At 74.9% G+C, this 25,645-nt stretch carries 12 protein-coding genes; 11 read left to right on the forward strand and 1 reads right to left on the reverse strand.

What is annotated here, in order from left to right; translation table 11 throughout:
* Nucleotides 1-248 precede the first annotated feature (248 nt).
* The 6 genes from MB828_RS15640 to MB828_RS15665 are packed head-to-tail and all read left to right on the forward strand — an operon-like array spanning nt 249 to nt 17,516.
* A complete protein-coding gene (locus tag MB828_RS15640; RefSeq protein ID WP_430381391.1) occupies nt 249-4,292 on the forward strand; it encodes a non-ribosomal peptide synthetase in 4,044 nt (1,347 codons plus the stop codon).
* Nucleotides 4,289-14,017 carry an AMP-binding protein gene (locus MB828_RS15645; RefSeq protein WP_301648690.1) on the forward strand — a complete coding sequence of 3,243 codons (9,729 nt, stop codon included), beginning with the start codon at nt 4,289-4,291 and terminating at the stop codon, nt 14,015-14,017. The genes MB828_RS15640 and MB828_RS15645 overlap by 4 nt, the downstream gene beginning before the upstream one ends.
* Before the next feature lie 11 nt (nt 14,018-14,028).
* Nucleotides 14,029-15,129 carry a GSCFA domain-containing protein gene (locus tag MB828_RS15650; RefSeq protein WP_301648691.1) on the forward strand — a complete coding sequence of 367 codons (1,101 nt, stop codon included), beginning with the start codon at nt 14,029-14,031 and terminating at the stop codon, nt 15,127-15,129.
* Nucleotides 15,101-15,787 carry a hypothetical protein gene (locus MB828_RS15655; protein ID WP_301648692.1) on the forward strand — a complete coding sequence of 229 codons (687 nt, stop codon included), beginning with the start codon at nt 15,101-15,103 and terminating at the stop codon, nt 15,785-15,787. Before MB828_RS15650 ends, MB828_RS15655 begins: the two co-directional genes overlap by 29 nt.
* A gap of 40 nt (nt 15,788-15,827) precedes the next feature.
* Nucleotides 15,828-16,706 (forward strand): TauD/TfdA dioxygenase family protein, encoded by an 879-nt coding sequence (locus MB828_RS15660; RefSeq protein ID WP_301648693.1) that lies wholly within the window; start codon nt 15,828-15,830, stop codon nt 16,704-16,706.
* A gap of 21 nt (nt 16,707-16,727) precedes the next feature.
* Nucleotides 16,728-17,516 carry a hypothetical protein gene (locus MB828_RS15665; RefSeq protein WP_301648694.1) on the forward strand — a complete coding sequence of 263 codons (789 nt, stop codon included), beginning with the start codon at nt 16,728-16,730 and terminating at the stop codon, nt 17,514-17,516.
* A 41-nt stretch (nt 17,517-17,557) separates the two neighbouring features.
* Here the strand turns inward: MB828_RS15665 and MB828_RS15670 are convergent, their stop codons facing one another.
* Nucleotides 17,558-17,878, reverse strand: coding sequence for a trypco2 family protein (locus MB828_RS15670; protein WP_133027769.1), 321 nt, complete (start codon nt 17,876-17,878; stop codon nt 17,558-17,560).
* A 91-nt stretch (nt 17,879-17,969) separates the two neighbouring features.
* On the opposite strand from MB828_RS15670, the gene MB828_RS15675 reads away from it, so the two are divergent.
* The 5 genes from MB828_RS15675 (at nt 17,970) to MB828_RS15695 (ending at nt 25,498) form a co-directional block, all read left to right on the forward strand.
* Complete coding sequence (locus tag MB828_RS15675) at nt 17,970-19,307, forward strand: S1 family peptidase (RefSeq protein WP_301648695.1); 1,338 nt, start codon at nt 17,970-17,972, stop codon at nt 19,305-19,307.
* A 91-nt stretch (nt 19,308-19,398) separates the two neighbouring features.
* Complete coding sequence (locus MB828_RS15680) at nt 19,399-21,708, forward strand: tetratricopeptide repeat protein (RefSeq protein WP_301648710.1); 2,310 nt, start codon at nt 19,399-19,401, stop codon at nt 21,706-21,708.
* An 85-nt stretch (nt 21,709-21,793) separates the two neighbouring features.
* A complete protein-coding gene (locus MB828_RS15685; protein WP_301648696.1) occupies nt 21,794-23,182 on the forward strand; it encodes a hypothetical protein in 1,389 nt (462 codons plus the stop codon).
* Nucleotides 23,183-23,210: 28 nt separating this feature from the next.
* Nucleotides 23,211-24,230 carry a hypothetical protein gene (locus tag MB828_RS15690; RefSeq protein WP_301648697.1) on the forward strand — a complete coding sequence of 340 codons (1,020 nt, stop codon included), beginning with the start codon at nt 23,211-23,213 and terminating at the stop codon, nt 24,228-24,230.
* The gene (locus MB828_RS15695) at nt 24,227-25,498 is read left to right on the forward strand and encodes an extracellular solute-binding protein (RefSeq protein ID WP_301648698.1); all 1,272 of its coding nucleotides are present in this window, start codon (nt 24,227-24,229) and stop codon (nt 25,496-25,498) included. The genes MB828_RS15690 and MB828_RS15695 overlap by 4 nt, the downstream gene beginning before the upstream one ends.
* The last annotated feature ends 147 nt before the right edge of the window (nt 25,499-25,645 follow it).

The raw sequence follows: 25,645 nt of genomic DNA on the forward strand, positions 1-25,645 counted from the left end.
TGACATGTCGCCAATGGGTGTCTCAGGATCACAACCACATCACGGGGCCTCCCGTGAAACTCCGTACAACTGACGCACCGGCGCCCCCTGCCGCACCGTGCGCATTCCCCGGTCGATTTCCCCCACCCGCCGATCGACGATTCCCCTCCCTTTTCTCCTGACGGCCTCCTACGGCGCCGCGCGTGCCGCCGTCATTCGCCGTGCCCCTGTTCCGACCCCGGTCCCGTCCCCGACAGGAAGGCCAGGCCTTGCCGGTGCAGAACACTCCCGACCCGACCCCCGCGGATCCGGCTCCCCGCGTCCGGCCGGCGTCCTTCGCCCAGCAGCGGCTGTGGTTCCTGGCCCAGCTGCCGGGCGGCAACACCGCCTACAACGAGACCCTCGCCTTCCGCCTCGACGGACCACTCGACCGCGCCGCCCTGGCCGCCGCCCTCGACGCGCTGACCGACCGGCACGAGAGCCTGCGCACCCGGCTGGTGGCCGAGGCGGGCGGAGTGTGCCAGCACATCGACCCGCCGGGCTCCCGCCACCCGCTCACAGTCGAGGACCTCGGCGCCCACGACGACCCCGTGACCCGGGTGGCCGCCGCACAACGGGATGAGGCCGAGAGGGAGTTCGACCTGGCGGCCGGTCCGCTCTGGCGCGCTCGGCTGCTCGCCCTGGACGGCGCCCACCACGTGCTGCTGCTGACGTTCCACCACAGCGTCTACGACGGTGCGTCGATGAACGTGATGATGCGCGAAGTGGGCGCGCTCTACGAGGCGTTGACGACCGACGTGTCGGACGGCCTGCCGGAGCCGCGGCTCCAGTACGCGGACCACGCGCAGTCCCAGCGGGAGTCCGTGCTCGGCGGTGCGCTCGCGGCCCAGGAGGCCTACTGGCGGGACACGCTGGCCGGTGCACCGCCCGTCCTCGAACTGCCGCTGCCGGGGCCGCGGCCGGCCGAGCAGGGGTACGACGGCGGACGCGTCGGGTTCGAGCTGGACGCGGACGTGACGGCCGCGCTGCGCGCCCTGGCCCGGGAGCACGGGGCGACCCTGTTCGTCGCCGTGCTGACGGGCTGGGCGATTCTGCTGTCCCGGCTCTCCGGGCAGCAGGACATCGTTGTCGGCAGTCCGGTCGCCGGCCGGCGCGGCCCGGGGGCCGCCGGGCTGATCGGTTTCCTAGTCAACTCGCTCCCGCTCCGGATCGACCTGTCCGGTTCCCCGACGGCGGCGGAGGCGCTGGCCCGCACCCGGGCGGTGGTCCGTGCCGCGCTGGCCCACCAGGACCTGCCGTTCGAGCGCATCGTCGAGGTGGTGAACCCGCCCCGCAGCGCGGCCCACACCCCGCTGTTCCAGACCATGCTGGCCTGGGTCCCGGACCGGCACGACCTGCTGAAGCTGCCCGGTGTGGAGGCCTCGCCGCTGCCGATCGCCCACGCCCCGGCCAAGTTCGACCTGGCCCTGTCGGCGACCGAGTCGCAGGGGCGGGTCACCGGACACCTCGACCACGCCACGGCGCTGGTGGACACCGCCACCGCCGCACGCTGGGCCGGGCACCTGCGGCAGCTCCTCACCGACATGTCCCGGCACCCGCACCGCACCGTCGACACGCTCGAACTGATGGACCCGCGCGAGCGCCTGGCACTGATCGGCGCGGGCGACGCCACACGGGCGCGGGGCGCGGACGACGGTGACCTCTCCGCTGCCGTGGGCGGCGGTGACCCCGCCGACGCGACGGCGACGGCCCTGCGGACGGCCTCCGGTCTCACCGAGCTCTTCGAGGCCCGCGCCCGCGCGCACCCCGCCGCGATCGCCGTCGCCGACCGCGACCACGAACTCGACCACGCGACCCTCGACCGGCGTGCCAACCGGCTCGCGCACGCCCTCGTCGCCCGTGCCGTCCGCCCGGGTGACGTGGTCGGACTGCACGCCCGCCGTACCTGTGACCTGGCCGTCGGCATCCTCGGCATCCTCAAGGCGGGTGCCGCCTACCTCCCGCTCGACCCGGGGCAGCCCCGGGAGCGGCTGGCCGCCATGGTCGAGGACGCCGCGTGCCCCGTGGTCCTCAGCGACCACACCGGCGAGGACCGGCCGGCGGACTGGCTCGGCCTCGCCGCCGTCGAGGCCGAGGGTGCGCGCGGGGACGGGCCACCGGCCGGGATCACCCGCAGCCCGGACCAGCTGGCGTACGTGATCTTCACCTCCGGGTCCACCGGGCGGCCCAAGGGCGTCGCCGTCGAGCACCGCAGCGTCCTCAACCTGTTCACGGTCTGGCACGACCGGATGGGCACCGCCGCCGGCGAGGCGGGCTCGGCCTGGTCCAGCATCGGTTTCGACGCCTCGGTCCACGAACTGCTGCTGCCCCTCACCACCGGCGGTGTGCTGCACATCGTCCCCGAGGAGCTGCGCGGCGACCCGCAGGCGCTGTTCGAGTGGCTGCGTGAGCGGAGGATCGTCCAGGCGTTCCTGCCGCCCGCCTACGTCAAGTGGGTCGACGAGGACCCGGCGGCGCGGTTGCGCGGGCTGGCCCTGCGCAGGCTGCTGACCGGCGTCGAGTCGCTGACCGAGGCCGCGCTGCACCGTATGACCGAGCAACTGCCGGGCCTGCGGGTCTGCTTCGGCTACGGCCCGACCGAGGCGACCCTCTACAGCACCGCCCACTACGACCCCCGCCCGCTGGACCGGCCGTGCCCGATCGGCCGCCCGCTGCCCGGCACCCGCGCCTACGTCCTCGACGCCCGGATGCAGCCCGTCCCGCCCGGTGTCGTCGGGGAGCTCCACCTCGGCGGGGCGGCCCTCGCCCGCGGCTACCTGGGCCGCCCCGACCTCACCGAGGAACGGTTCCTGCCGGACCCGTTCGTGCCCGGTGCCCGTGTCTACCGCACCGGCGACCTCGCCCGCTGGGGCGACGACGGCCTGCTCCACTACGTGGGCCGCGCCGACGACCAGGTGAAGCTGCGCGGCTTCCGTATCGAACCCGGCGAGATAGAGGCGGCGTTGACCCGGCTGCCCGGGGTGCGTGAGGCCGTCGTCCTGGCCGACGACGACCAGGCGGGCCGGCCCCGGCTGGTGGCCGCCGTCGGCCGGGGCGGCGCCGCGCCCCGCACGAACGCCGACTGGCGCACGGCGCTCGCCCGCAGCCTGCCGGACTACATGGTCCCCGCCGTCGTCCTCGACCTGGAGACCCTGCCGCTCGGCCGGAACGGCAAACTCGACCGCGCCGCCCTGCTGCGCCTGGTCCACGAACAGACCGCCGGGCAGGTCAACACCGCCAGCCCGCGCGACCACGTCGAGCACGCCCTGTACCGCATCTGGCAGGGCATCCTGCTCCGTCCCGCGATCGGCGTCGGCGACAACTTCTTCGACCTGGGCGGCACCTCGCTGTCCGCCATCAAGATGGCCCACGAGGTCACCGAGACCTTCGGGCGCCGGCTGCCGGTCGCCGAGGTCATGGTACGGCCGACGATCGAGGCCCTGGCCGCGCTGCTGCGCGCGGACAGCGCGGACAGCGCGGACGGCACCGAGCGGGCCCCGGGCAGCCTCGTCGAGTTCCGCCGGGGCACCGGCCCCCGCGTCGTCTGCGTCCACCCGGCGGGCGGCACCGCCTTCTGCTACCTGCCCCTCGCCGCCCATCTCCCCGAGCGCACCGGCCTGTACGGCATCCAGTCCCCCGGTGTGAACCCGGGCGAGGAGCTGCTGCCCACCGTGGAGGCCATGGCCGAGGCGTATCTGCGTTTCCTCGAACCGCTCGGCGACGGACCGCTCGTACTGACCGGTCTCTCCTACGGCGGGCTCGTCGCCCACGAGATGGGACGCCTCCTCGGCCGCGCCGGACGCACCGACGTGAGCGTGGTCCTGCTCGACACCCAGGCGACCGACGACCCCGAGGCCCGCGCCGCGATCGCCGCCGTCGACGCGGACGAGTTCCGCGACAAACTCGTGAGGTTCAACGGGATGTACCCAGGGATCGAAGACGCCCAGGTGGACCGCTACTTCCGGCTCTACAACCACAACCGGCTCACCGCCCGCGACCATGTCCCGGGCGCCTCACCGGCCCGGCTGGTCCTCGCCCAGGCCGTGCCGGACGGCACCGACACGCCCTTCCACGCCGAGGTCCGTGCCTTCTGGCGACGGCGCGCACGGGGCGGGTTCCGGGTCGAGAGGATGGAGTGCGACCACTGGGAGATCCTGGAGGGCACCGAGACCGCCCGGGTGGCCGCCCTGCTCGCCGCCGAACTGGCCCACCACGAGAGCGCGTTGACGGACGCGGTGCGCTCCGGCGCGGTACCGGTGGGAGGCGCGCGATGACGGACCGCGACGCGGCCTCCGAAACCCGCGAGGTCTCCGAACTGGCCGCGGCCGTGCTCGCCCAGGCCCGTCGTACGCCCTCAGCCGTGGCCGTCGAGGACGGCGGCCGGCTGCTCGACTACGCCGAACTCGACCTGCTCAGCGGCCGGGTGGCCGCGCGGCTGCGGGAACGGGGCGTCGGCGCCGGGCAGTCGGTCGCCGTCAGCCTGCCCCGGTCCTGGCGGCTGGTCTGCGTCATGCTCGGCATCCGCCGCGCGGGAGCCACCGTCGTCCCCCTCGACCGGCTCAGCCCGCCCGACCGGCAGCGCCACATCCTCGACGACTCCGGCGCCGTCGCGGTCGTCCACGACGGTACGGCCGGGTACGCCGACGGGATGGACGCCGACCTGCTCCTCGGACCGACCGGGACGACGGCGTCGACCTCGGCGACCCCGCAGACCGGCGCGACACCGCACACCGGCGCGACCGCGCCGACTGGGGCGACACCGCCGACTGGGGCGACCGCGCCGGCCGACGGTGGGACGGCCGACGGTGGGGCAGCCGACGGTGGGGCGACCGGTGGTGGGGCGGCCTACGGTGGCACGGTCGGTTTCCTCTTCTACACCTCCGGAAGCACCGGCCGCCCCAAGGGCGTCGAGGTCACCGACGCGGGCGTGCTGCGGCTGGCCCGGCCCGGCTGGCTCGGCCCGGGGTCCGGTACCCGCTTCGCCTGCCTGTCCAACCCGGCCTTCGACGCGCTCAGCTTCGAGGTCTGGGCCCCGCTGCTCACCGGCGGAGTCTGCGTCGTACTGGACGACTCCCAGGTGCACAGCCCGCACCGGTTCGCCGCCGTGCTGCGGGAACGCCGCGTCGACACCCTGTTCATCACGGTGGCGCTCTTCAACACGGTGGTGGACAGGGTCCCGGACTGCTTCGCCGAGACCGCGCGGGTCCTCGTCGGCGGCGAACGGCTCGACCCGCGCGCGATACGCACCTGGTACGAGGCCAACCCGGACTCCGGCACCGTGCTGCACAACGTGTACGGGCCGACGGAGGCGACCACGTTCGCCCTGTGCCACCCGATCCCCCGGGACTTCGACGGCGACTCGGTCCCGATCGGCACCGCGCTGCCGGGGACGGAACTGCTGCTGCGCACCCCGGACGGGCGCCTCGCGGAGGACGGCGAGGTGGCGGAACTCCTGCTCGCCGGACCGGCCCTGGCGCGCGGCTACCGCAACCTGCCCGAGCTGACCGGGCGTTGCTTCGTCCGGCTGGACGACGAGGGCACGGAGAGCGGTGCCGGCGGTGAGAGCGGGTCCCCGCGCCGCTGGTACCGGACCGGTGACCTGGTCCGCCGGGACTCCGACGGGCGTGTGCACCACGTCGGGCGCGCCGACCGGCAGGTCAAGGTGCGCGGGTTCCGCATCGAACCCGGCGAGGTGGAGCAGCGGATCCTGGCTTTGCCCGCCGTGCGCCACGCCCACGTCTGCACCCGGCGCGACGCGGCGGACCGCAACGAACTCCTCGCCTTCCTCGTCCTCGGCGACGACGGGCTCTCCTTCGCCGACTACCAGCGTCACCTGACCGCCGCCCTGCCGGCGTACATGCGCCCCCACCACACCCACCTCGTCACGGAACTCCCGCTGACCGCCAACGGCAAGGTCGACCAGGCCGCGCTGCTGCGTGACACGGAGCCGGACGAGCCGTGGCGCGGCGGGCGCGAGGACGCGGTGCCCGTCACCGCCGAGCAGCGGCCGGTGCTGGAGCTCGCGGAGGAGATCCTAGGCGTCGGCGGCCTGCGGCCCGGCGACCGCTGGATCCCGAGCGGCGGGGACTCACTGAAGGCGCTGCGGTTCCGCTTCGAGATCCTGGAGCGGTACGGCGTCGATCTCCCCCAGGACCTCGTGCTGCGGGCCGACCTCGCCGCTCTCGCGGACGCCGTCCGCACCGCTCCGGCCGACTGCCGCCCGCCCGTGCCGCCGGCCCCGGACAGCACGACCGCGCCGGCCACCAGCGAACAGGAGCGGCTGTGGCTCCTGCACCGGCGCGATCCCGACGACCGCTCCTACGACGTGCCGCTCGCCTTCCGCGTCCGGGGCACCGTCGACCCGTCGGCGCTGCGCCGCGCACTGCGCTCGCTGGTGGAGCGCCACCCCGCCCTGCGCACCCGGCTGGTCCCCGCCCCGGACGGCCTGCTCCAGCGGACCGAGGCGCCGTACGATCCCTGGCAGCCGCTGGACACCCGCGAGGGGGAGCCCTGGCAGGAGACCGCCGACCGCTTCTTCGCCCACCGCTTCGACCTCACCGCGCCCCGGATGCTGCGGGCCGCCTGGACGGAGCGGGCCGACGGCGGACTGCTGCTGCTCCATCTGCACCACGTGGCCGTGGACGGCTGGTCCCTCAACCTCCTCTTCCGTGACCTCGGCGACGCTTACACGGGTGACGCCGGGCGACCGGGACCGGGGGCCGGTCCGCTCGATCTCGGCCGCTGGCAGCGTGACTGGCGCGCGACGCCCGCCTACGGACACCGCCGCGCCCGGCTGCGCGACCACTACGCCCACGCGGGGGAGCCGTCGCCCGCCCTGCCCGGGTCCGCCGCCTCGGGCGGGTCGCGGGCGCGGCTGCTGCGCACCTCCCTCGACCTGGTCCGCCGCACCGCACTGGACCGGAGCGCCGCCGAACTCGGCCTGACCCGCTTCCAGTTGCTGGTGTCGGCGTTCGGTGCCTGCCTCTACGGGGTGACCGGGCAGGCCCGGCCCCTGGTCGCCGCCCCGGTGGCGAACCGGCCGCGCCCCGAGTTCGCCGAGAGCGTCGGCATGTTCGCGAACACCGTGCTCCTCGACCTCGCCCTACGGCCCGACGACTCGCTGCGCACCCATCTGACCGCGCACGCCGACACCGTGCGCCAGGTGCTGGAAGGGCAGGAGGTCCTGCTCGCGGACGTCCTCGCCGACCCGGCGTTCCGCACCCGTACCCCCCTCTTCGACTACCTGTTCGTCCTGGAGAACACGGAGTTCGCGGCGCTGCGCCTGGCGGACTGCGCGATCGAGCCCTTGTGGCCGGAGCCCACCGGCGCCAAATGCGCGCTGACCATGTCGGTGGTGGAACACGAGTCCGGGTTCGACTGCCTCTGGGAGTACCGCGACGACTTCGGCGCCGAACGCGCGGAAGCGGCGGCCCGGTTGTTCCGGGACGCCCTGGACCACCTGACCGGTGACCGCGGCCGGGACCTCGCCCTGCGCGAACTCGTCGCCGGCCACCGCGAGTCGGCGACCGCGTACGGCACCGACCTGGAGCCGGACTTCAGCACAGTCGCCGAGGGCTTCGCCCGCCAGGTGGCCCGCACTCCGGACGCGCCCGCCGTCACCCTCGGCCGGACCACCCTCAGCTACGCCGAACTCGACGCCCAGGCGAACGAGTTGGCGTCCCTCCTGACGCCGCCCGAGGATCCTGCCGCGCCGGCGTCGGTGGCCCTGTACCTCCAGCCGTCCGTCGAGCACGTGGTGGCCCTGCTCGCGGCGGCCCGCCTCAACCTGACCGTCGTCCCCCTCGACCCCGCCTACCCGCCGGCCCTGCTGCGTCATGTGCTGGAGCACGCGGACCCGCTGTGCGTGCTGACCGGCGCCCACGGCCTGGACGCCCTGGCCACGATCGCGCCACCGTTCCTGCCCCGGCACGTCGTCACCCTCGCCGACGCACCCACCGCCCGGCCGGTACCGTACCGGCACCGCGGACTCCGGCCGCTGTACACCCTGTTCACGTCCGGCTCCACGGGCACCCCCAAGGGCGTCCAGGTCCCCGACCGGACCCTGTGCTCCCTGCTGACCTGGCAGCGGGCCGAAGGCGGCCTCGAACGACCCGCCGTCACCCAGCAGTTCGCGATGCTCTCCTTCGACGTCTCCTTCCAGGAGATCCTCACCACCCTGTGCTCCGGCGGTGAACTGCGGCTGGTGAGACCGGCCTGGCGGCAGGACATGCCCACGCTGCTCCGGCAGTTGGAGACGGGGGGCGCGGAACGGATCTTCCTGCCGTACGTGGCACTGCAACTTCTCGCCGAACACGGCGTGCGCACAGGGGTGTTCCCGTCCCGGCTGCGTGAGGTCGTCACGGCGGGCGAGCAGCTGGTGTGCACGGACGCGATCCGGCGCTGGTTCGCCGGGCTGCCCGGCGGCGCCCGGCTGTTCAACCACTACGGGCCGACCGAGACCCATGTGGTCAGCGGCCTGTGCCTCGAAGGCGACCCGGCCCGCTGGCCGACGCGCCCGGCGATCGGGCGCCCGGTGGCGGGTGCCGTCCTGCGGGTGGTGGACGAGGCCGGCCTGCCCGTCCCGCCGGGGGTGACCGGCGACCTGCTCATCGGCGGCCGGATGGCCGGGCGTTGCTACCTGGGCGAGCCCACCGCGCACCAGGACCGGTTCGTGGACGACCCCGGACTGGGGGTCCTCTACCGCACCGGGGACCGTGCCCGCTTCGACGGGCGGGGGCTGCTGCACTACGCCGGGCGCGACGACGGGCAGGTCAAACTCGGCGGGCACCGGCTGGAGCTGGGGCAGGTCGAGGCGGCGCTGCTCGGGTGCCCGGGGGTGGTCAACGCCGTCGCGGGGGTGCTGGACGGGCGGCTGGTCGCCGTACTCCAGTGCCGGGGAGAGGACCCCGACCCGGCGGACCTGAACCGGTACCTGGCCGGGCTGCTGCCGGCCTATGTCCGGGTGGCCCGCTTCCGTCTCCTGCCCGATCTGCCGCGGACGCCCAGTGGCAAGCTGGACCGCCGGGCGGCGCTCACCGCGCCGGGGCGCGAACTGCGACCGGGGCACGCACCGCGGCCGGGCGGCCGGGAGGAGACCGGGCTGTCGCCGCTCGAACGACGGCTCACCGAGCTGTTCCGGGCGGCGACCGGGCGGAGCGTCGCCGTGGACGACCGGTTCTTCGACGCCGGGGCCACCAGCCTGGACCTGATGCGCTTCCAGCTGAGATGCGCGGGCGAGGGTGATCTCCCCTTCTCCGTACCGGACCTGTTCGAGCACGTCACGCCGCGCGCGCTGGCCCGGCTGGTGGCCGGGGGCGACGGCCCCAGCGACACACCGACCGACGCACCGGCCGACACACCGACCGACGCACCGGCCGACACACCGGCGGGCCCGCCGGTACGGCCGGCGGCGCGGCGGTCCGACGAACCCGTGGCCGTCGTCGGCATGGCGGTACGGCTGCCGGGAGCACCGGACCTTGCCGCCTTCTGGGAACTGGTGGTCTCCGGGCGGCGCGGCATCGAGCACTTCGCCGCGGCCGACGGCCGGGTCGGCGCCCGCAGCCAGCCGGCGGGGCTGCTCGCCTTCGATCCCGGGCGGTTCACGATCAGCCCGCACGAGGCCCGGCTGATGGACCCCCAGCAGCGCCACCTGCTGATGAACTGCGCCGAGGCCCTGGCCCACGCCGGGATCGGCGACCCGGCACGGCAGCGGGTCGGTCTGGTCGCCTCCTGCGGCGAGAACACCTACTTCCAGCGCATGCTCCGCAACGGGGACCCGGACGAGCTGCCCGACTCCTTCCGGCTCGCCCTGCACCACGAGAAGGACTTCCTCGCCACCAAGGCCGCCTACCATCTCGGGCTCACCGGACCGGCGTTCACCCTCCAGTCCGCCTGCTCCAGCTCGCTCGCCGGGGTGCACGTCGCCGCCGGGATGCTGCGGCAGGGCGACGCCAACGTGATGCTCGTCGGAGGGGTCCTCGTCGACACCGAGCTGACCGGCGGCTACACCTACCGGCCGCAGCACATCTTCTCCCCCGACGGCCACTGCCGGCCCTTCAGCGCGGACGCCGAGGGCACCGTGGGGGCGAGCGGGGCCGGTGTGGTCGTACTCAAGCCGCTGGCCGCGGCCCGCCGGGACGGCGACACCGTGTACGCGGTCGTCACCGGCTCGGGGCTCAACAACGACGGGGCCGGCAAGCTCGGTTACAGCGCGCCCTCCCTGCCCGGGCAGCGGGCCGCGATCCGGGCCGCCCTGGACCGGAGCGGCCGTGACGGCGCCGACGTCGGGTACGTCGAGGCGCACGGCACCGGCACCCGGCTCGGCGACCCGGTCGAGGCCGCCGCGCTGCGGCAGGCGTACGGGGCCGCAGCGGACGCGCGGATCGCGCTGTCCTCCGTGAAGAGCCAGATCGGGCATCTGGGTGCGGCGGCGGGCGTCGTCGGGCTGGTGCGGGCGGTACTCGCCGTGCACCACGGGGTGATTCCGCCGACGGCCGACTTCGACCGGCTCAACCCGGAGATCGACGACGGCGCGTTCCGGGTCCCGGTGACCGCCGAACCCTGGCCGGCGGCCCCGGTCAGGGTGGCCGGGGTCAGCAGCTTCGGCATCGGCGGCACCAACGCGCACGTGGTGCTGGAGCAGGCGGCGCCGGCACCGGTTCCGTACCCGGCGGAACCGCTGCCGTGCCTGGTGCTGTCCGGGGCCTCCGAGGCCGCGGTCCGCGCGGACGCGCACCGTATCGCCGACTACCTGGCGGCCCGGCCCGAGACCTACCCCCAGGTGCTGCGGCACCTCCAGTCCGGCCGCCCCGCCCTCGCACACCGCGCGGCGGCCGTCTGCCCGGACGCCACGTCCGCCGTCACCTGGCTGCGCACCCTGCCGATCGTCACGGCAGCGGCAGAGCGAGGAGAGCAGGGGGAGCAGGGGGAGCGGGCGGCGGAGGTCGCGGCACGAGCGGTGCGAGGGGCGTCGGAGACGGCACCGACGGCGCAGGAGACGGAAGAGGTGCCGTCGGCGGCGGAAGTGCCGGCGGTACAGGCAGCGGAGGCGGAGGCGGTGCCGGTGGTGCAGGTCGCGGTGGGAGCGGCGGTCGGGGGACCCGATCCGCATGCCCTCGCCGAGGCATGGGCGGCCGGGCACACCATCGTATGGCCGACAGGCCCGGTGCCCACGCCCGGCGCTTCCGAGGCCGCACCCACGCCCGGTGCTTCCGGGGCCGCGCCCGCGGCGGCCCTCGCGTCGGCGCCCGCGCCCTGGGACTTTCCGCCGCCCGCCTTCGACACGGCCGAGTACGACTTCCTCCTCGCCCGCGAGGAGCGGTCCGGTGTCTCCCGGCTGCCCGCCGCGCGGTGGCTGCACCAGCCCCTGTGGACGCGCTCGCGCCGCGCCCGCACCGGCACTCCGGTCTCCCGCCGTACCGCCGTGGTCGTCACCGGTCCCGGACAGGACGGCGAGAGCTGGCGGTTCCTGGAACGCCACTACGCACGGGTGGTGACCATCCGCGCCGGGCAGGGCCTGACCCGGCTCGGCGACGACCGTTACGAGGCCGACGTCGCCGATCCCGGCCGGCTCGCCGCCCTGCTCGACCTGCTGGCCGGCGCCGGTGAACCGCCCGTCGACTGGCTGCACGCGCTGCCGCTCGCGCTCGACGGCAGCCCCACGGTGTCCGCGCTGGAGCGGGCGGAGTGGGCCTGTCTCGACACGGTCGCCGCGCTCACCCTGGCCCTGGCCGACCGGCCGGAGCCGCAACGCCCCCGCGCCTGGCTGCTGTCCCAGCGGGCGCAGCCGGTCACCGGGGCCGTCCACACCCCCGAGGCCGGTCTGCTCGCCGGGGCCCTCGAAGTACCCCGACAGGAACTGGGCGTCACGCTGCGCTGGGCCGACCTGCCCGGCCCGCACCCCGCCACCTGGGCCGCCCACCTGCCCGACCTGCTCCTCACCGACCCGACCGACCCCACGAACACCGACCCGGCCAACCTCACGAACGCCGACCTGATCGCCCCCACCAACGCCCACCCAGCCGCCCCCATCAACGGCGCCGGTGTCGGTGTCGTCGCCGGTGAACCGGTCGCCGGGCGGGCGACGGCGCTGCGTGACGGCTTCTGGTGGCGGCGCGCCACCCTGCCGGTCCCCGCAGGTGAGGCGCCGCGGCCCGCCGCCCCGCCCGGCACCCATCTGATCCTCGGCGGCACCGGCGGCATCGGCAGCACACTGGCCGCGAACCTCCTCCGGCACCCCGGCAACCGGGTCCTGCTGGTCGCCCGCGGCACCGACGAAGTACCCGCCGCGCTACGGCGGTTCGGCGGTCGCGTCACTCTGGTCACGGCCGACCTCGCGGCCGAGGATCCCACCGCGGTCGCCGAGCGGCTGTCACCGCTGCTCGACGGCCTCGCCGGCATCGTGCACGCCGCCGGCACCGCCGCGGGCGGGCTCCTGGCACGGCGCGAGCCGGCCGCCGCCCGCCGCACCACGGCGGCCAAACTGCGCGGCGCCCTCCTCGTCGAAATCCTCGTCGCCGAGCACGCCCCCGACTACGTCCTCTACTGCTCCTCCGCGGCGGCCGGACTCGGCGGGGTCGGCCAGTTCGACTACGCGGCCGCCAACGCCTGCCTCGACGCCCACGCCCACCGCGCCGTGCCCGGCGGCGACGCCACGGTACGGATGAGCGTCGGCTGGGACGCCTGGCGGGACGTCGGCATGGCCCAGGCACACGCCGCCCACGGGGACGCGCGGCACCGGGAGCACCTGACCGTGGCGCTCAGCCCGGAGGAGGGCGCGGCCGTCTTCGAGCGCGCCCTCCACCTCCAGCTGCCATATCTGCTGGTCAGCACCACGGACCTGACGGCCGCGCGCGCCTTCTACGCACCGATCGCCGCCGACGGACCCCCGGCCCGCGTGCCGGGCGACCCCGGCACGGAGATCACCGAGATCGTCCGGTCCCTGCTCGGCGTGGACGCCGTCGACCCCGAGACCCCGCTGTACGACCTGGGCGCGGACTCGCTGACCCTGCTGGAACTCCTCGACGAGATCGAACGCCGGCACGGCACCGGCATCGAACTGTCCCGGCTGAGCCACCGGGTGAGCCTGACGGAGATCCTCGGACACGTCGGCGTCGGCACCGGCCCCCAGGGCCGGAGGGAGGCCCCGCACGGCCGGGTGGACGTCGACGTGTGGCAGCGCGGGGCCGGCTCTGACGTGCTCTGTCTGGTGCATCCGGTCGGCGGTGACGTCCAGGCCTACCGGCCTCTGGTGGCCGCGCTCCCCGACGACCTCACCGTCTGCCTGATCGCCGATCCCGGCCTGCGCGACCCCGGGCTGCCCGACCGCACGATCGAGGAGCGCGCCGGGCACTATCTGGCCGCCCTGCGGCGGGAGTTCCCGGAACCCGAACGCCGACTGCGGCTGACCGGCTGGTCGTTCGGGGCGTGGACGGCGCTGTCGATGGCCGCGCTCGCCGAGGCGGAGGACCGGCCGGTGACCGCCCTCCACCTCCTCGACCCGCCGCCGCCCGGAGCCGGACAGCGCCTCGCCGGTTACGACGAGGAACAGATCCAGGCCGTCTTCACCCGCGAACTCCGCGGAAACGGCAACGGCGGCGACACCGACACCCCTGCGAAAAGCCTCCCGGTATCCGGCCGTGCCTACGCGGAGCGGCTCGCTCGCTGCTGCCGGGCCAACCTGGCCGCCATGGCCGGACACCGGCTGCCCCGGCTGCACCGGACGCCCACCACCGTCTGGCTGGCGGCGCGCCCCGTCGGCGAGGCGACCCTCGCGCCCGAGCCGACCGCCCCCGGCGCCTGGGACGCCCATCTGCCGACGCCGTACCGGCTGCGCCACGTAGACGCCGACCACTACCAGATCGTCGCCGAGCCGTACGTGGGGGAGATCGCCGCCACCATCGCCGAGGCACCGTCCGCCGCCCGCGCCGCGACCCGGCCCGTCACCGGCCCGGCAGGGAGTCCGTCCGGCGCCCGGCCGCAGCCCGCCGGCCGGATCTGAGGAGGCCACCCGTGCAGCATCCGTACACCCGCCTGCCCGCGCGGTCGTTCTGGCGTACCGCGGTCGCCGAACCCGACCCGGCGGACATCGACGGCCTGTGGACGCCGAAGTTCGCGATCGGCCAGGACGATCCCGTCATCACCGCCGGTTCCTGCTTCGCCGCGCACATCGGCCGGGCCCTGCAAGCCGAGGGCATGCACTGGTACGACGCCGAGCTCCCGCCTCCGGGCCTGACCGCCGCCGAACAGGCGGCCCGCGGCTACCGCCGCTTCTCCTTCCGGACCGGCAACGTCTACACGGCCGCCGCGCTCCGCCAGTGGGTCGCCTGGGCGCTGGCCGAGGAGAAGCCGCCGGAGGAGGTCTGGGAGGAGGACGGCCGCTTCCACGACCCCTACCGGCCGGCCGTGGAACCGGACGGCCACGCCGGCGCCGACGACGTGCTGCGCGCCCGCGCGGTCACCCTGGACGCCGTCCGCACCGCCCTCGTCACCGCCGACGTCCTGGTGTTCACCCTCGGGCTGACCGAGGCCTGGCACGACGTGCGCACCGGCACCGTGCTGCCGATGTGCCCCGGGACCGTGCGCGGCCGCTACGACCCCGCCCGGCACGTCCTGCACAACCACACCGTGGACCGGGTGCTCCGCGACCTCTCCGACGTGCTCGCGATGGCACGCGGCGTCAACTCCCGTCTGCGTACGGTCCTCACGGTCTCCCCGGTGCCGCTGACGGCGACCGCGACCGGCCGCCACGCCCTGGTCGCCACCACCCACTCCAAGTCGGTGCTGCGCGCGGCGGCCGGTCAGCTCGCCGACGCCTCGGACGACGTCGACTACTTCCCGTCGTACGAGATCGTCACGGGCTTCCCGTACCGGGCGGCGTTCTTCGAACCCAACCTGCGCACCGTCACCCCCGACGGGGTGGCCTTCGTGATGCGGCACTTCTTCCGCGCCGTCCGGCCCGGGACCGCCCCGACGCCGAACCCGGACACACCCGCACCCGCACCCGCACCCGCACAGACCATCCCCGTCACCGGCGGAGAGGACCACTGGTGTGACGACGCCGTGCTCGACTACCACGCCCCCCGTGCCCGCCCGGTTCCTCCTGCTCGGTGACTCGCACGCCGGCTGTGTGGGACGGGCCGCGCGCCAGGCCGGACTGCCCTTCGTGGGCGGTCCGGTCGGCTCGGGACGCGACTTCCTCAGGCCCTTCTTCGACGTCGCCGACGGCGGGGGTGAGGGTGAGGGTGAGCCGGTCTTCCGGAACGGGGAGGCCGGGCGGCTGGTCCGGGAGTTCCTGGACGCGCTGGAGGTGACCGGGCTCGCGAGGCTGGAGGTGCCGCTCGTGTGCACGTTCGGGCTGAGCGCCCACACCGTGGCCACCCGGCAGAACTGGGACATCCACCGCGACCGGCACGGCACCGTGCCCGAGGGGTTCCTGCGCAGCACCCTCTTCGCCGACCTGGTCCGGGCCGCGGTCCGCGGCGCGCTCGCCTTCTACGACCACACGGCCGCCCTCGGGCTGCGGGTGCTGGCCCCGCTGCCGCCGCAGCGCGTCCCCGGCATGTCCGACCCGGCCGTGTTCTTCGCCGCCCAGACCGTCATCGGCGCCGAACTCGCCGCCCGCGGGGTGGAGATCGTCGACCTGCGCGCCCGCGTCACCGACGGCTCGGGACGGCAGCGGCAGGTCTTCTGCCAGGCCGACGACACCATCCACGGCAACCTCGCCTTCGGCCGCCTCGTGATCGCCGAACTCCTCGACCGCGGCCTCTGACCCCACTCACCCGTTTCCAGGAATCCCAAGGAGATCCCTCATGGAGGACTACGCACTGCGGGCCGTCGAACGGCTCACCACCCGTCCCGCCGAGCCCTACGACACCCTCTCCGTCACCCCCATCACCCCGGTGCTGGGCGCCGAGGTCAGCGGCCTGGACCTGTCCCGTGAACTGACGCCCCAGCAGGAGAAGGAGCTCAGGCACGCGTTCGGGACCCACCACGTCCTGGTCTTCCGCGACCAGGACCTGAGCCCCGAGGCACACAAGCGGTTCGCTGGCGTCTTCGGCGAGCTGCACCCCGTCGCCCTGGCGGCCGAGGGATCCGATCCGCACATCCTGGAGATCAAGGCGGACAAGGACTCCAAGGCCGTGGCGGGCAACGGCTGGCACTCCGACGGCACCGCCGACGCCGAACCCTCCCTCGGCTCCATGCTGTACATCACGAGGATCCCCGCGGGCGGCAGCGGCGGCGACACCCTGTTCGCCAACATGCACCTCGCCTACGAACTGCTCTCCCCCGCACTGCGCGGGTTCCTGGACGGCCTGACCGCCCTCCACGACGGCGCCAAGCCCTGGACGGACGCAGGGCTGACCCCGCCGCCCGAGTACGACGTGCCGCGCACCGAACAGCCGGTCGTGGTCCGCCATCCGGAGACCGGCCACCGGCTGCTGTTCGTGAACGCCCCGTACACCTCGCACATCACCCAGCTGGCGCGCCCCGAGAGCGACGCCCTGCTGGCGATGCTGTACGGGCACATCGCCCGTACCCCGCTGCTGCACTGCCGGGTCCGCTGGCAGGAGCGCACCCTGGTGTTCTGGGACAACCGCAGTGTCCAGCACCACGCCGTGTGGGACTACTTCCCGCACACCCGTGAGGGCCGCCGGGTGGCGATCGACGGCACGAGCCTGCACGCCTGACCGCGCCGGAGGGAAGCGGCCATGACACACACGGCGGCCACCGCCACGACCACGACCACCACTACAGCCACAGCCACGACCACGGCCACCGCCACCGCCACCGCCGCGGTCACGGCCGACCGGGAGTCCTTCCTCGCCGCCTTGCGGAGCCGGCGGGACGAGCCGCCCGCGGCCGGCGTTCCCGCCTGGCTGTCCGGCCTCGCCACCGCCGTCCACGGGGAGCTGCCGCCGTCCGACGCGGACGCCTGGGCGGTCCGCCTGCACGGCCTGCTGAGCACCGCGCAGGCGCCGGCCGGGCTGCGGTCCGTGCACATCTGGCAGGCGGACACCGTGCTTCCGCTGCTCACCGCCGGTGCCGGAAGGGACGCGGTGGCGGACCTGCACCGCGCGGCGGCCCGGGGCACGCCCGCCGGCCGTGACACCTGGCGGCCAGCCCTCGGCCCGGTGCTGCTGAGCCTGTTCGAGGCCGCCTACGACCGGGCGTCCGCCTACGCCGAGGGACACGCCGGCGCCCGTGACTACGCCCTGGCCAACGGGAGTTCCGCGGCCGAGGCGGAGGCGTACGGCCACGAGTACGCGCGGCTCAGCAGCGGGGCGAACGCCCGTGCCTTCGCCGAGGCCCACGCGGAGGCCCTGGGTCCGGCGCTCGCGGCGGCGTACGCGGCCGACGACGGCCGGGCCTACGCCGGCACGTATCCGGGGGCGCAGCTGCGCGCGGTCGTACGGGCCGCGTCGGCACGGGAGGACCCCCTCCCGGCCCGACGCCTCGCCGACGGCCTCCTCACGGCCCTGACCGCTGCGGAGGCCTAAAGGGTGTTGCGAGAGTCCCGCCTGCCTCGCAACACGCCGCCCTAGCCCCGGGACAGGGAACCGCCGTCCTCGCGGCTCACCTCGTGGTGACGGCCGCCGGGGCCGGGCAGGGGTTTCAGGTCGACCTGGATGCGATGGGTGGAGTCATGACTCACCGAGCCGCCGACGCGGGCGTCGACCACGCCCAGGCGCAGTCCGGCGCCGCCCTCACCACCCCGGTGGAACTGCACCGAGAACTCCAGGCTGACCTGCTCCACGCTGAACCGCCAGTCGCTCTCGGCCCCTTCGGCCTGCGCCCGCACCAGCTCCGCGCGCACCGCGCCGATGGCCTCCGCGAGGCCGATCGGTTCCGGATCCCCCATGACAACACCCCGCCGGCTTCCGTTGACTGACCGATCCGAGCCGCTCACAAGTCTAGGGACGCAGCATGCCCCGCGCGTAGTGTGAGACAGCATGGGGGAACTGCGTGCGGACTGGAGACTCAGGCTGCGACGCGAGGACGCGCACGGCCCCGTCTGCGGGGCCGGTGTACTCGTCGACCAGCACACGGCGCTGACCTGTGCCCATGTGGTGCGCCACCCGGACGCGACGATGTGGCTGGAGTTCGCCGAGAACGGCGAGCTGGAGCCGGTCGCCGCACGGGTCATGGCGGGCGGCTGGCTGCGGGACGGCGAACGCGGCGCGGACGTCGCCGTGTTACGACTGGACAGCCCGCGCCCGCGGGCCCGTCCCGCTCCGCTGGAGCGCCGGCTCACGGCCGGCCTCGAGGTGTACGCGACCGGCTACGCCGAGAGCTTCGACGACGGCATGAGCCTGTGGGGCCGGATCGGCGGAGCCAGCGGCGACCGGGTCCAGCTCGACTCCCTCACCAAGGCGCAGGTGGTGCGCGCCGGTTTCAGCGGTGCCGCGGTGTGCACCCGGCCGCGGGACGGCGCGCCCGCCCGTGTGGTCGGGCTCGTCGTCAGCTGGCGCGGCGACCTGGGCGCCCCGCTGCCGGAGGACAACCGGCTCGCCTTCTCGTACCTGGTGCCCGTCGACCGCATCGCCGAACTCTCCCCGGTCGTGGCCGCATTGAGCGGTCCGGATGCCTGGGACCACGGGTTCGGAGAGCGGGTGGCACGCTGGTTCGACGACCCGGACGAGGAGCCGGTGAAGATCAGCGTGGTGCCCCCCGGAAGCGGCAAGGAGCGGTCGCTGAGTCATCTGCTGCACCGCGCCGACGTGGTCCATCGCGGCGGTGACAGCAGACCGCGCCTGGCCGACCACGCGCTCGGGGTGGGCTCGTTCCCGGTCGGCGCCTACCTCGCCCACTGGGAGTGGCTGCTCGGCACCCGGAGCCGGCCGGCCCCGGCGGCGGGGGCCGTGCCCGCCCGGCCGGGCACGGTCGTCGTCCACGGCCTCGACGAGGACCCGCAGCCGGGCCAGCTGATCGAACTTCTCTCCCGATTAAGGGAGCTGGACTTCCGTCTGCTGCTGGTCTTCCGCCGTGAGGGCGGCGCCGGCTGGGCCGCCGCCCGCGACGACCTGCTGCGGCCCGCGCTCCTGGACCACGCGGACGCCCTGCTCGACCGGCTGGAACTCGCCGAGTTCGGCACCGCGGTCCGCCGGGGCGTCGTCGCCAGCGCCTCGCTCGGGTCCGTCACCGAGACCGCCGACCTGCGCCGGGCCGAGCGCCGCCGGATCGACGGCGTACGGGACCCCCAGCAGCATCTCGCCCGGCTGCGCGCACTGGTCAGAACCCTGCGCACCGACCTGAGCCGCCACGGCACGGCCCACCGGGAGGCCCGGTGACGCGGCCCGTACGGCGGGAACAGGCATCGCGCTACCCCGGGCGGAGGCCGGCGTCACCGCGCACCAAGCGGGGCGGGGGGTGGCCGTGGCGGTGACGAGTTGTCCGCACCGGCGTTTCGACGGTGCTCCGTGCGGCGGGGCCGTGCTGGCCACCGGCTGGTGCGGTGTCTGCGGCCGGGCGGCGGACGGGCCCGGGCTGCCCGCGCTGCCGGCGGAGCCGCGGGGCCTCGGCCCGGACGAACTCCTCGCACTGCCCGAGCGCCCCGCCCGTCCCGCCGGGGCCCGCCTGATCCGTCCTGAGGCGCCGCTGAGCATCCGGATGGGCTGTTCGGCGGCCGACTGCGGCATCATCTTCGCCCCGCCCTACACCGCCGGCCCGGTCCCCCTCAAGGGGTACTGCCCGGCCTGCGGCGCGCGCTACTCGTACGAACCGGAGCTGAGCCGGGGCGAGATGCTGCGCGACCAGTACCGGATCATGGGGCCCATCGCGCACGGCGGCCAGGGCTGGGTCTACCTCGCCGAGGACACCCACCTCGGTGACGTCGTCGCCGTCAAGGGCCTACTCAACCGCTACGAGCACGACGGCGCCCGGCTCGCCGACGTCGAGCGCCGCAACCTGGTCGCCATCCGCCACCCCCACATCGTCCAGATCCGCGACTTCGTGGCCCGGCGGGACGACAGCGGTGAGACCACCGGCGGTCACATCGTCATGGACGACGTCGGCGACGGCACCCTCGCCAAGGTCGTCGAGGAGACCCGGCGCGGCGAGTCGGTCCTCGACATCGAGCACGTCGCGGCCTACGGCTGCCGGATCCTGGAGGCGCTCGCCCATCTGCACGCCGGCGGAGAACGGGTCTTCGTCTACGGCGACATGAAGCCCTCGAACGTCGTGCACCACGGGGACGGCGTCAAGGTCATCGACCTCGGCGGCATGCGCGAGGAGGGACAGAGCCTGCCGCCCGCCCACGTCACCCCCGAGTACATGGCACCGGAGACCGCGTTCTCCGGCCTGCCCACCGTCGCCCACGACCTGCACACGGTCGGCGTCACCCTGCGGGAGCTGGCCGGCTGGGCGGTGACCGAGGTGCCGGGTCTCGGCACCGACTCCTTCCGCCGGGTCGTCGAGCGTGCCGTCCGCGAGGACCCCGGCCGGCGGTTCGCCGACGCCCGCGAGATGGCCGGCCAACTGCGCGGTGCGCTGCGGGAGATCCGTGCGCTGCGCGGCAAGAGCGATCCGCCCGAGCCGTCGGACTACTTCCGGCCGTCCCCGCAGCTGCTGGGCGCCCGGCTCGGCACCGTGCCGGGCATCGAGCACTGGCTGCGCCGCCCGCGCCCGGACCGGTACGCGCCGCCGGTGGCCCCGGCCCTCGATCTCGGCGCCCCCACCCCCGCCGAGATCGCCGGCTGCCTGCCGGTGCCACGGCGGTACCCGGGCGACCCGCAGACCGCCCGGTTCGAGGTGAGCAGCGGCTACGACCCGGGCCGGCTCCTCGGCCAGGAGGACGAGAAGCCGCGTTCGGTGGAGATCTGTCTGCACAACGTGCGGGTCCTGCTGAGCCGCAACACCCGGGAGGACCTGGAACTGGCGCAGGCGGAACTCGACACCGCCGACTCCATCCCCGGCCCGTCGGCCGTACGCCGGTGGCGGCTGGAGTGGCACCGTGCCCTGCTCGCGCTGCGCAGCGCCGGTCTGGACGCCAACCCGCAGCAGGTCGCCGCGGCCAGGACCCACTTCATGCGGGTCCACCTCGAACTGCCCGGCGAGTACGCGCCGAAGCTGGCGCTGGCCTACTGCGGGGAACAGCTCGGCGACGACACGGCCGGGCCCGCCGCCGCGGCACTGTACGAGGCGGTGTTCGCCCGCAACCCGGCGCACGGCGGAGCCGCGCTCGGCCTCGCGCGGCTCGCGCTGCGCGCGGGCGACCGGCGGGCCGCCCTCGACGTGCTCGGCCGGGTGGGACCCGGCACCCTGGACCACACGGTCGCCCGGATCGCCGCGCTGCGGATCCGGGCGGCCCGGCTGCCCGGGGACGTCGACCCGCTGCCCGCGCCCGCCGAAGTGGACGCGGCGCTGGCCGAACTGCCCCGGCTGGTGGGCCGGGGACCGGGCGCCGGCGAGCCGCGCCTGTCCGAGGACGAGGCGCTGCGGCTCCGCATCGAACTGCACGAATGGAAACTGGACGCGCTGCACAGCCTCGACGACCGGCCCGGGCCGCCGGGCGGCGGTACCGGCCGGCTGGACGCCCGGGGGCTGCGCAGGCTGAGCGCGCCGGAGCGGGAGCTGCGCGGCCGCATGGAGTCGCTCTACCGGCAACTGGCGGCCCGCCACCACGAGTCGGCGGCGGCCCACGAACACCTGGTGGACCTGGTACACGCCGTACGCCCACAGACGGTGTTCTGACCACAGACGGAGTTCCGACCGCAAGCAGGGTTCCGGCCGCACACGGTGTTCCGGCCGTGGCAGGGAAGGAGCGGTGACGCAGGGGATGAGCAGCCACACCCGGCCGGCGCAGCCCGGCATCCGACTCCGCGTCGACCTCGACGGCGATCCGCGCCCGCACCGCAGCGCGAAGATCGAGGCCCGGCTCCGGGTCGACGTGGCCGCCGACGGCGCACCCACCGACCTGCCCGCGGTCGAACTCGCCGTGATCATCGCGGTGGACGTCGCCGAGTCCCGCCGGGCGGCCGTCCGGCACGCGCTGCCGGCCGCGTTGCGCGCGCTGCCCGACCGGATCTCGTTCGCCGTGCTGGGGGGCGGCCCAGAGCCGGTCCGCTGCTATCCGCTGGCCGACGCCGAGTGGGCCGTCGCCGACCAGAACCAGCGGCGCCGGGCCGCCTTCGCCGCGGGCGCGCTGCCCCTGCACCGGGACGCCCGACGGCCGGCCGGCTACGCGCGCTGGGTGGCCGCGGCCCGCGCCCTGCTCGACGGCCGCCCGCTGTCCGTCCGGCACCTGATCCTGATCACCGACGGGAGCAGCGCCGTCCGGGAGACCGGTCTCGAGGAGGAACTGGACGCCTGTGCCGGGCTGTTCACCTGCGATGTGTTCGCGGTGGGCGCCGACTGGGCCCCCGATCCGCTGCTGGCCCTCGCCGAACGGCTGCACGGCACCGCCCAGTTCGTCGACGACGGCCTCGGCCGGGCGGTCACGGACGCCATCGCGCGGTTGCGCCGGGTGCACTCGCCCCAGCTGCCGATCGAGGTCACCCTGCGGCCCTCGGTGCGCCAGGTGTCGCTCAGCGAGAAGGCACCGCGGCCGCACCGCCTGGGCGGTCTGCCGGAGCCCGGCCGGCCGGACCGCTGGAGCTTCCCGACCTACCAGTGGGAGCAGGGCAGCCGCGACTACCTGCTGACCCTGGTCGCCGACGCCGACCACGATCCGCTGGAGACCGAGTTGCAGTTCGCCATGGTGTCCGTCGGGGACGTGCACGCGCCCGTCGTCGCCCGCTGGCGCCTCGCCGACCGGTCCGCGCCGCCGCTCACGGCCGGCGCGGACAGCGTGCTCAGCCTCAACGCCACGGCCCGGATGCGGGGTGCGCTGCGCGAGGGGCTGGCCGCGCTGCGGAACCAGCGCCGGGACACCGCCGAGACCTGCCTGGGGCAGGCGGCCCGGCTGGCGGCCCGGTTCGGCACCGGGTGGGTGCTGGACGAGATCGCCACGGTCGCCGACATCGAGGACGCGGCCGAGGGGCGGATCCGGCTGCGCGCGGTCGACGCCGGCACGCTCGGCTCGATGATCCTGCGCGCCGGGTCAGGCCCCGGCGCGCCCCCGCCGGACGGCGCCGGCGTCCGGCCCGGCCCGCGCTGCGGCACCTGCGGCACCCCGGCCGGGAGCGAGGCCCGTTACTGCATCACCTGCGGGAAGGAGCTGCTGTGACGACCCGACCGTGCGGGGAGGAGCGATCGTGACGACGACCGTACGCGCCGTCCCCTGGCGCCGGTACTCCCTCGCCGCGTTCTGGCGCGGGCGGCTGCGGCACCGGCGGACCCGGCGGCTGCTGGAGGCGCATCTGCTGGTGCTGTTCGTGTCCGCCGTCCTGGCGGCGACCGCCCTGTCGCTGTCCTGCCGGGAGACCCAGCGGAGCGCCGAGGTCCTCGGGTCCCGGGAGGCACCGGCCGTCCAGGGGCTCGCCGCCACCCGGCTCGCGGCGCTGCGTTCCTTCCAGGAGGCGCAGTACCTGGTGGACCGCGATCTCGTGAACGTGGCGGGGGCGAGCGAGGCCTACCGGTCGCAGCTCTCCGCCGCCGACCAGGGGCTGTCGCGGATCGCCGACCGCACCGACCAGGACCTCGGCACGGTCAACGGCCTGCTCGACACCTACGGCAACTCGCTCGGCCTCGGTACCTCGCAGTACCTGGACCAGCCCCTCATGCAGGAGCAGAAGCTCGGCGAGGCGCGCTCCCTGCTCACCCGCGACAAGGTGGGCCTGGTGCCCCGGCTGAACGGGCTGGAGCGGACCCAGCTGCGGCACGCCGAGACCACCGCCGCCATCGGGGGCCGGCAGCGCGCCGGGTGGTGGCTGGGCGAACTCGCCCTGGCCGTACTGGCGTCGACCCTGTTGTCGGCACTGTTCGTACTGCGTGACCGCTGTGGACGGGACTGGAATCCGTACCTGCTCGCCGCCCTGGTCCTCACCGCGCTGCTGGCGGTGGTCCCGCTGGCGACGGTGTCGGCCGTCGAGCACGGTTTCGACCAGGCGCTCGGCAACCTGACGGGGATCACGAAGGAGTCCGGGAAGGACGGGCTGGCCCGGGCGCAGCAGAACGTCACGGACCGGTCGGAGCGGATCCGGCAGGAACTGGACGGCGACGCCTGGGCCGGCCGGGTGTACCAGGGCACGTTCGTCGGCGGCCTGCTGGTCGTCGTACTGCCCGCGCTGGGGCTGGGGCTCCGGCTGGACGGCGACTACTGGAGGCGGCGGTGACCCGGCGGCTCAGGGTGCTGGTCTTCCTCGTGGTCATGGTGCTGGTCGCGGCCGGAGGTCTGGTGGTGGTCTGGGCCCGGCACGACGACGAGGAGCCGGTGACCATCCTCGGCACCTGGACCGGGGCGCAGGCGAAGCAGTTCGAGAGCCTGCTGGACGGCTTCGGCATCCCGTTCCGCTACCAGGGCACCGCGGCCCAGCGCGAGGTGCTGCTCTCCAAGGTGCAGTCGGGGGAACCGCCGGACCTGGTGATCATGCCGGGCCTCGGCGAACTCGCCGAGTACGCCGACCAGAACCGGCTCGAACCGCTGAACGGGCTCTACGACCCGCGGGAGTACGGGGCGCCCTGGAAGCCGACGGGCGCGTCCACGGAGGACGTCTACTGGGTGCCGGTCAAGGCGGACCTGAAGAGCATCGTCTGGTACCGCCAGGGCTCGGCGCCCGCCGGATCGCCGGCGCCGCTGCGGAGCTGGTGCATCGGCATGGGCGACGACGGCGCCTCCGGCTGGCCGGGCACGGACTGGATCGAGGACCTCGTGCTCCAGCGCTCGGGGCCCGCCGTCTACGAGGACTGGGCGCTGGGCAGGAACGGGGTGACCTGGACCAGCGCTCCGGTGCGCGGCGCCTGGGCGGCGTGGGCCGAGCTGCTCGGCGAGGACAGGAGCGGGGCCGCCGCGAGGCACGCCCTGCTCACCGACCACCGCGGCGAGCCCGACGCCCACGGTCTGCTCTTCACCGAATGGCACGGCTGCTCGCTGGAGCACCAGGGCTCGTTCGCCCCTTCCTTCTACGGCGCGGACGACGCGAGACAGGCCCGTATGACGGACTCCGCGCCGCTGCTGCCCGGCGGCCCCCCGGTCCGGGGCCACGAGGTGAGCGGCGACTTCGCGGCGCTGTTCAGCAGTCGTCCCGCGGCCAGGGAGCTGATCCGGCGGCTGGCTTCGCGGGAGGGCCAGCGGAGGTGGGCGGAGCTCGCCGACGTCTTCTCCGCGAACCGCGGGGTGGCCCCGCGGGGTGGCGCGGTGGAACGGGAGATCGCCGAGCGGCTCCGTTCCGGCCCCCGCTGCCTGGACGCCTCGGACGTGATGGCACCCGCCGTACGGGACGCCTTCTACGAGGCCGCCCTGCAGACCATCGCCCGGGTCGCCGCCGGCCGGAACCCGCGCATCGCGGACCTCGCCCGGGACGTACAGCGGGTGCAGGACGCACGGTCCGCGCAGGACGACGACGGCAGAACGGCGCCGACGACGGTGTGCAGCACGCGGTGAGCGGCCGGCCGGCCCCCCGCCTCCCGGCCGCTCGCGCACGCCTCGGTCTCCATGTTGGAACGTCATGACAAAGTGATTGACATCCCCTGGGAGCGACCCCATAGTACGTGTCACTAGAGCGCGCTAATAAAGCGCTCTAGCCCATTC

It is taken from the genome of Streptomyces arenae (assembly GCF_022343545.1).
In the GTDB taxonomy this organism is placed as follows: Bacteria; Actinomycetota; Actinomycetes; order Streptomycetales; family Streptomycetaceae; genus Streptomyces; species Streptomyces humi.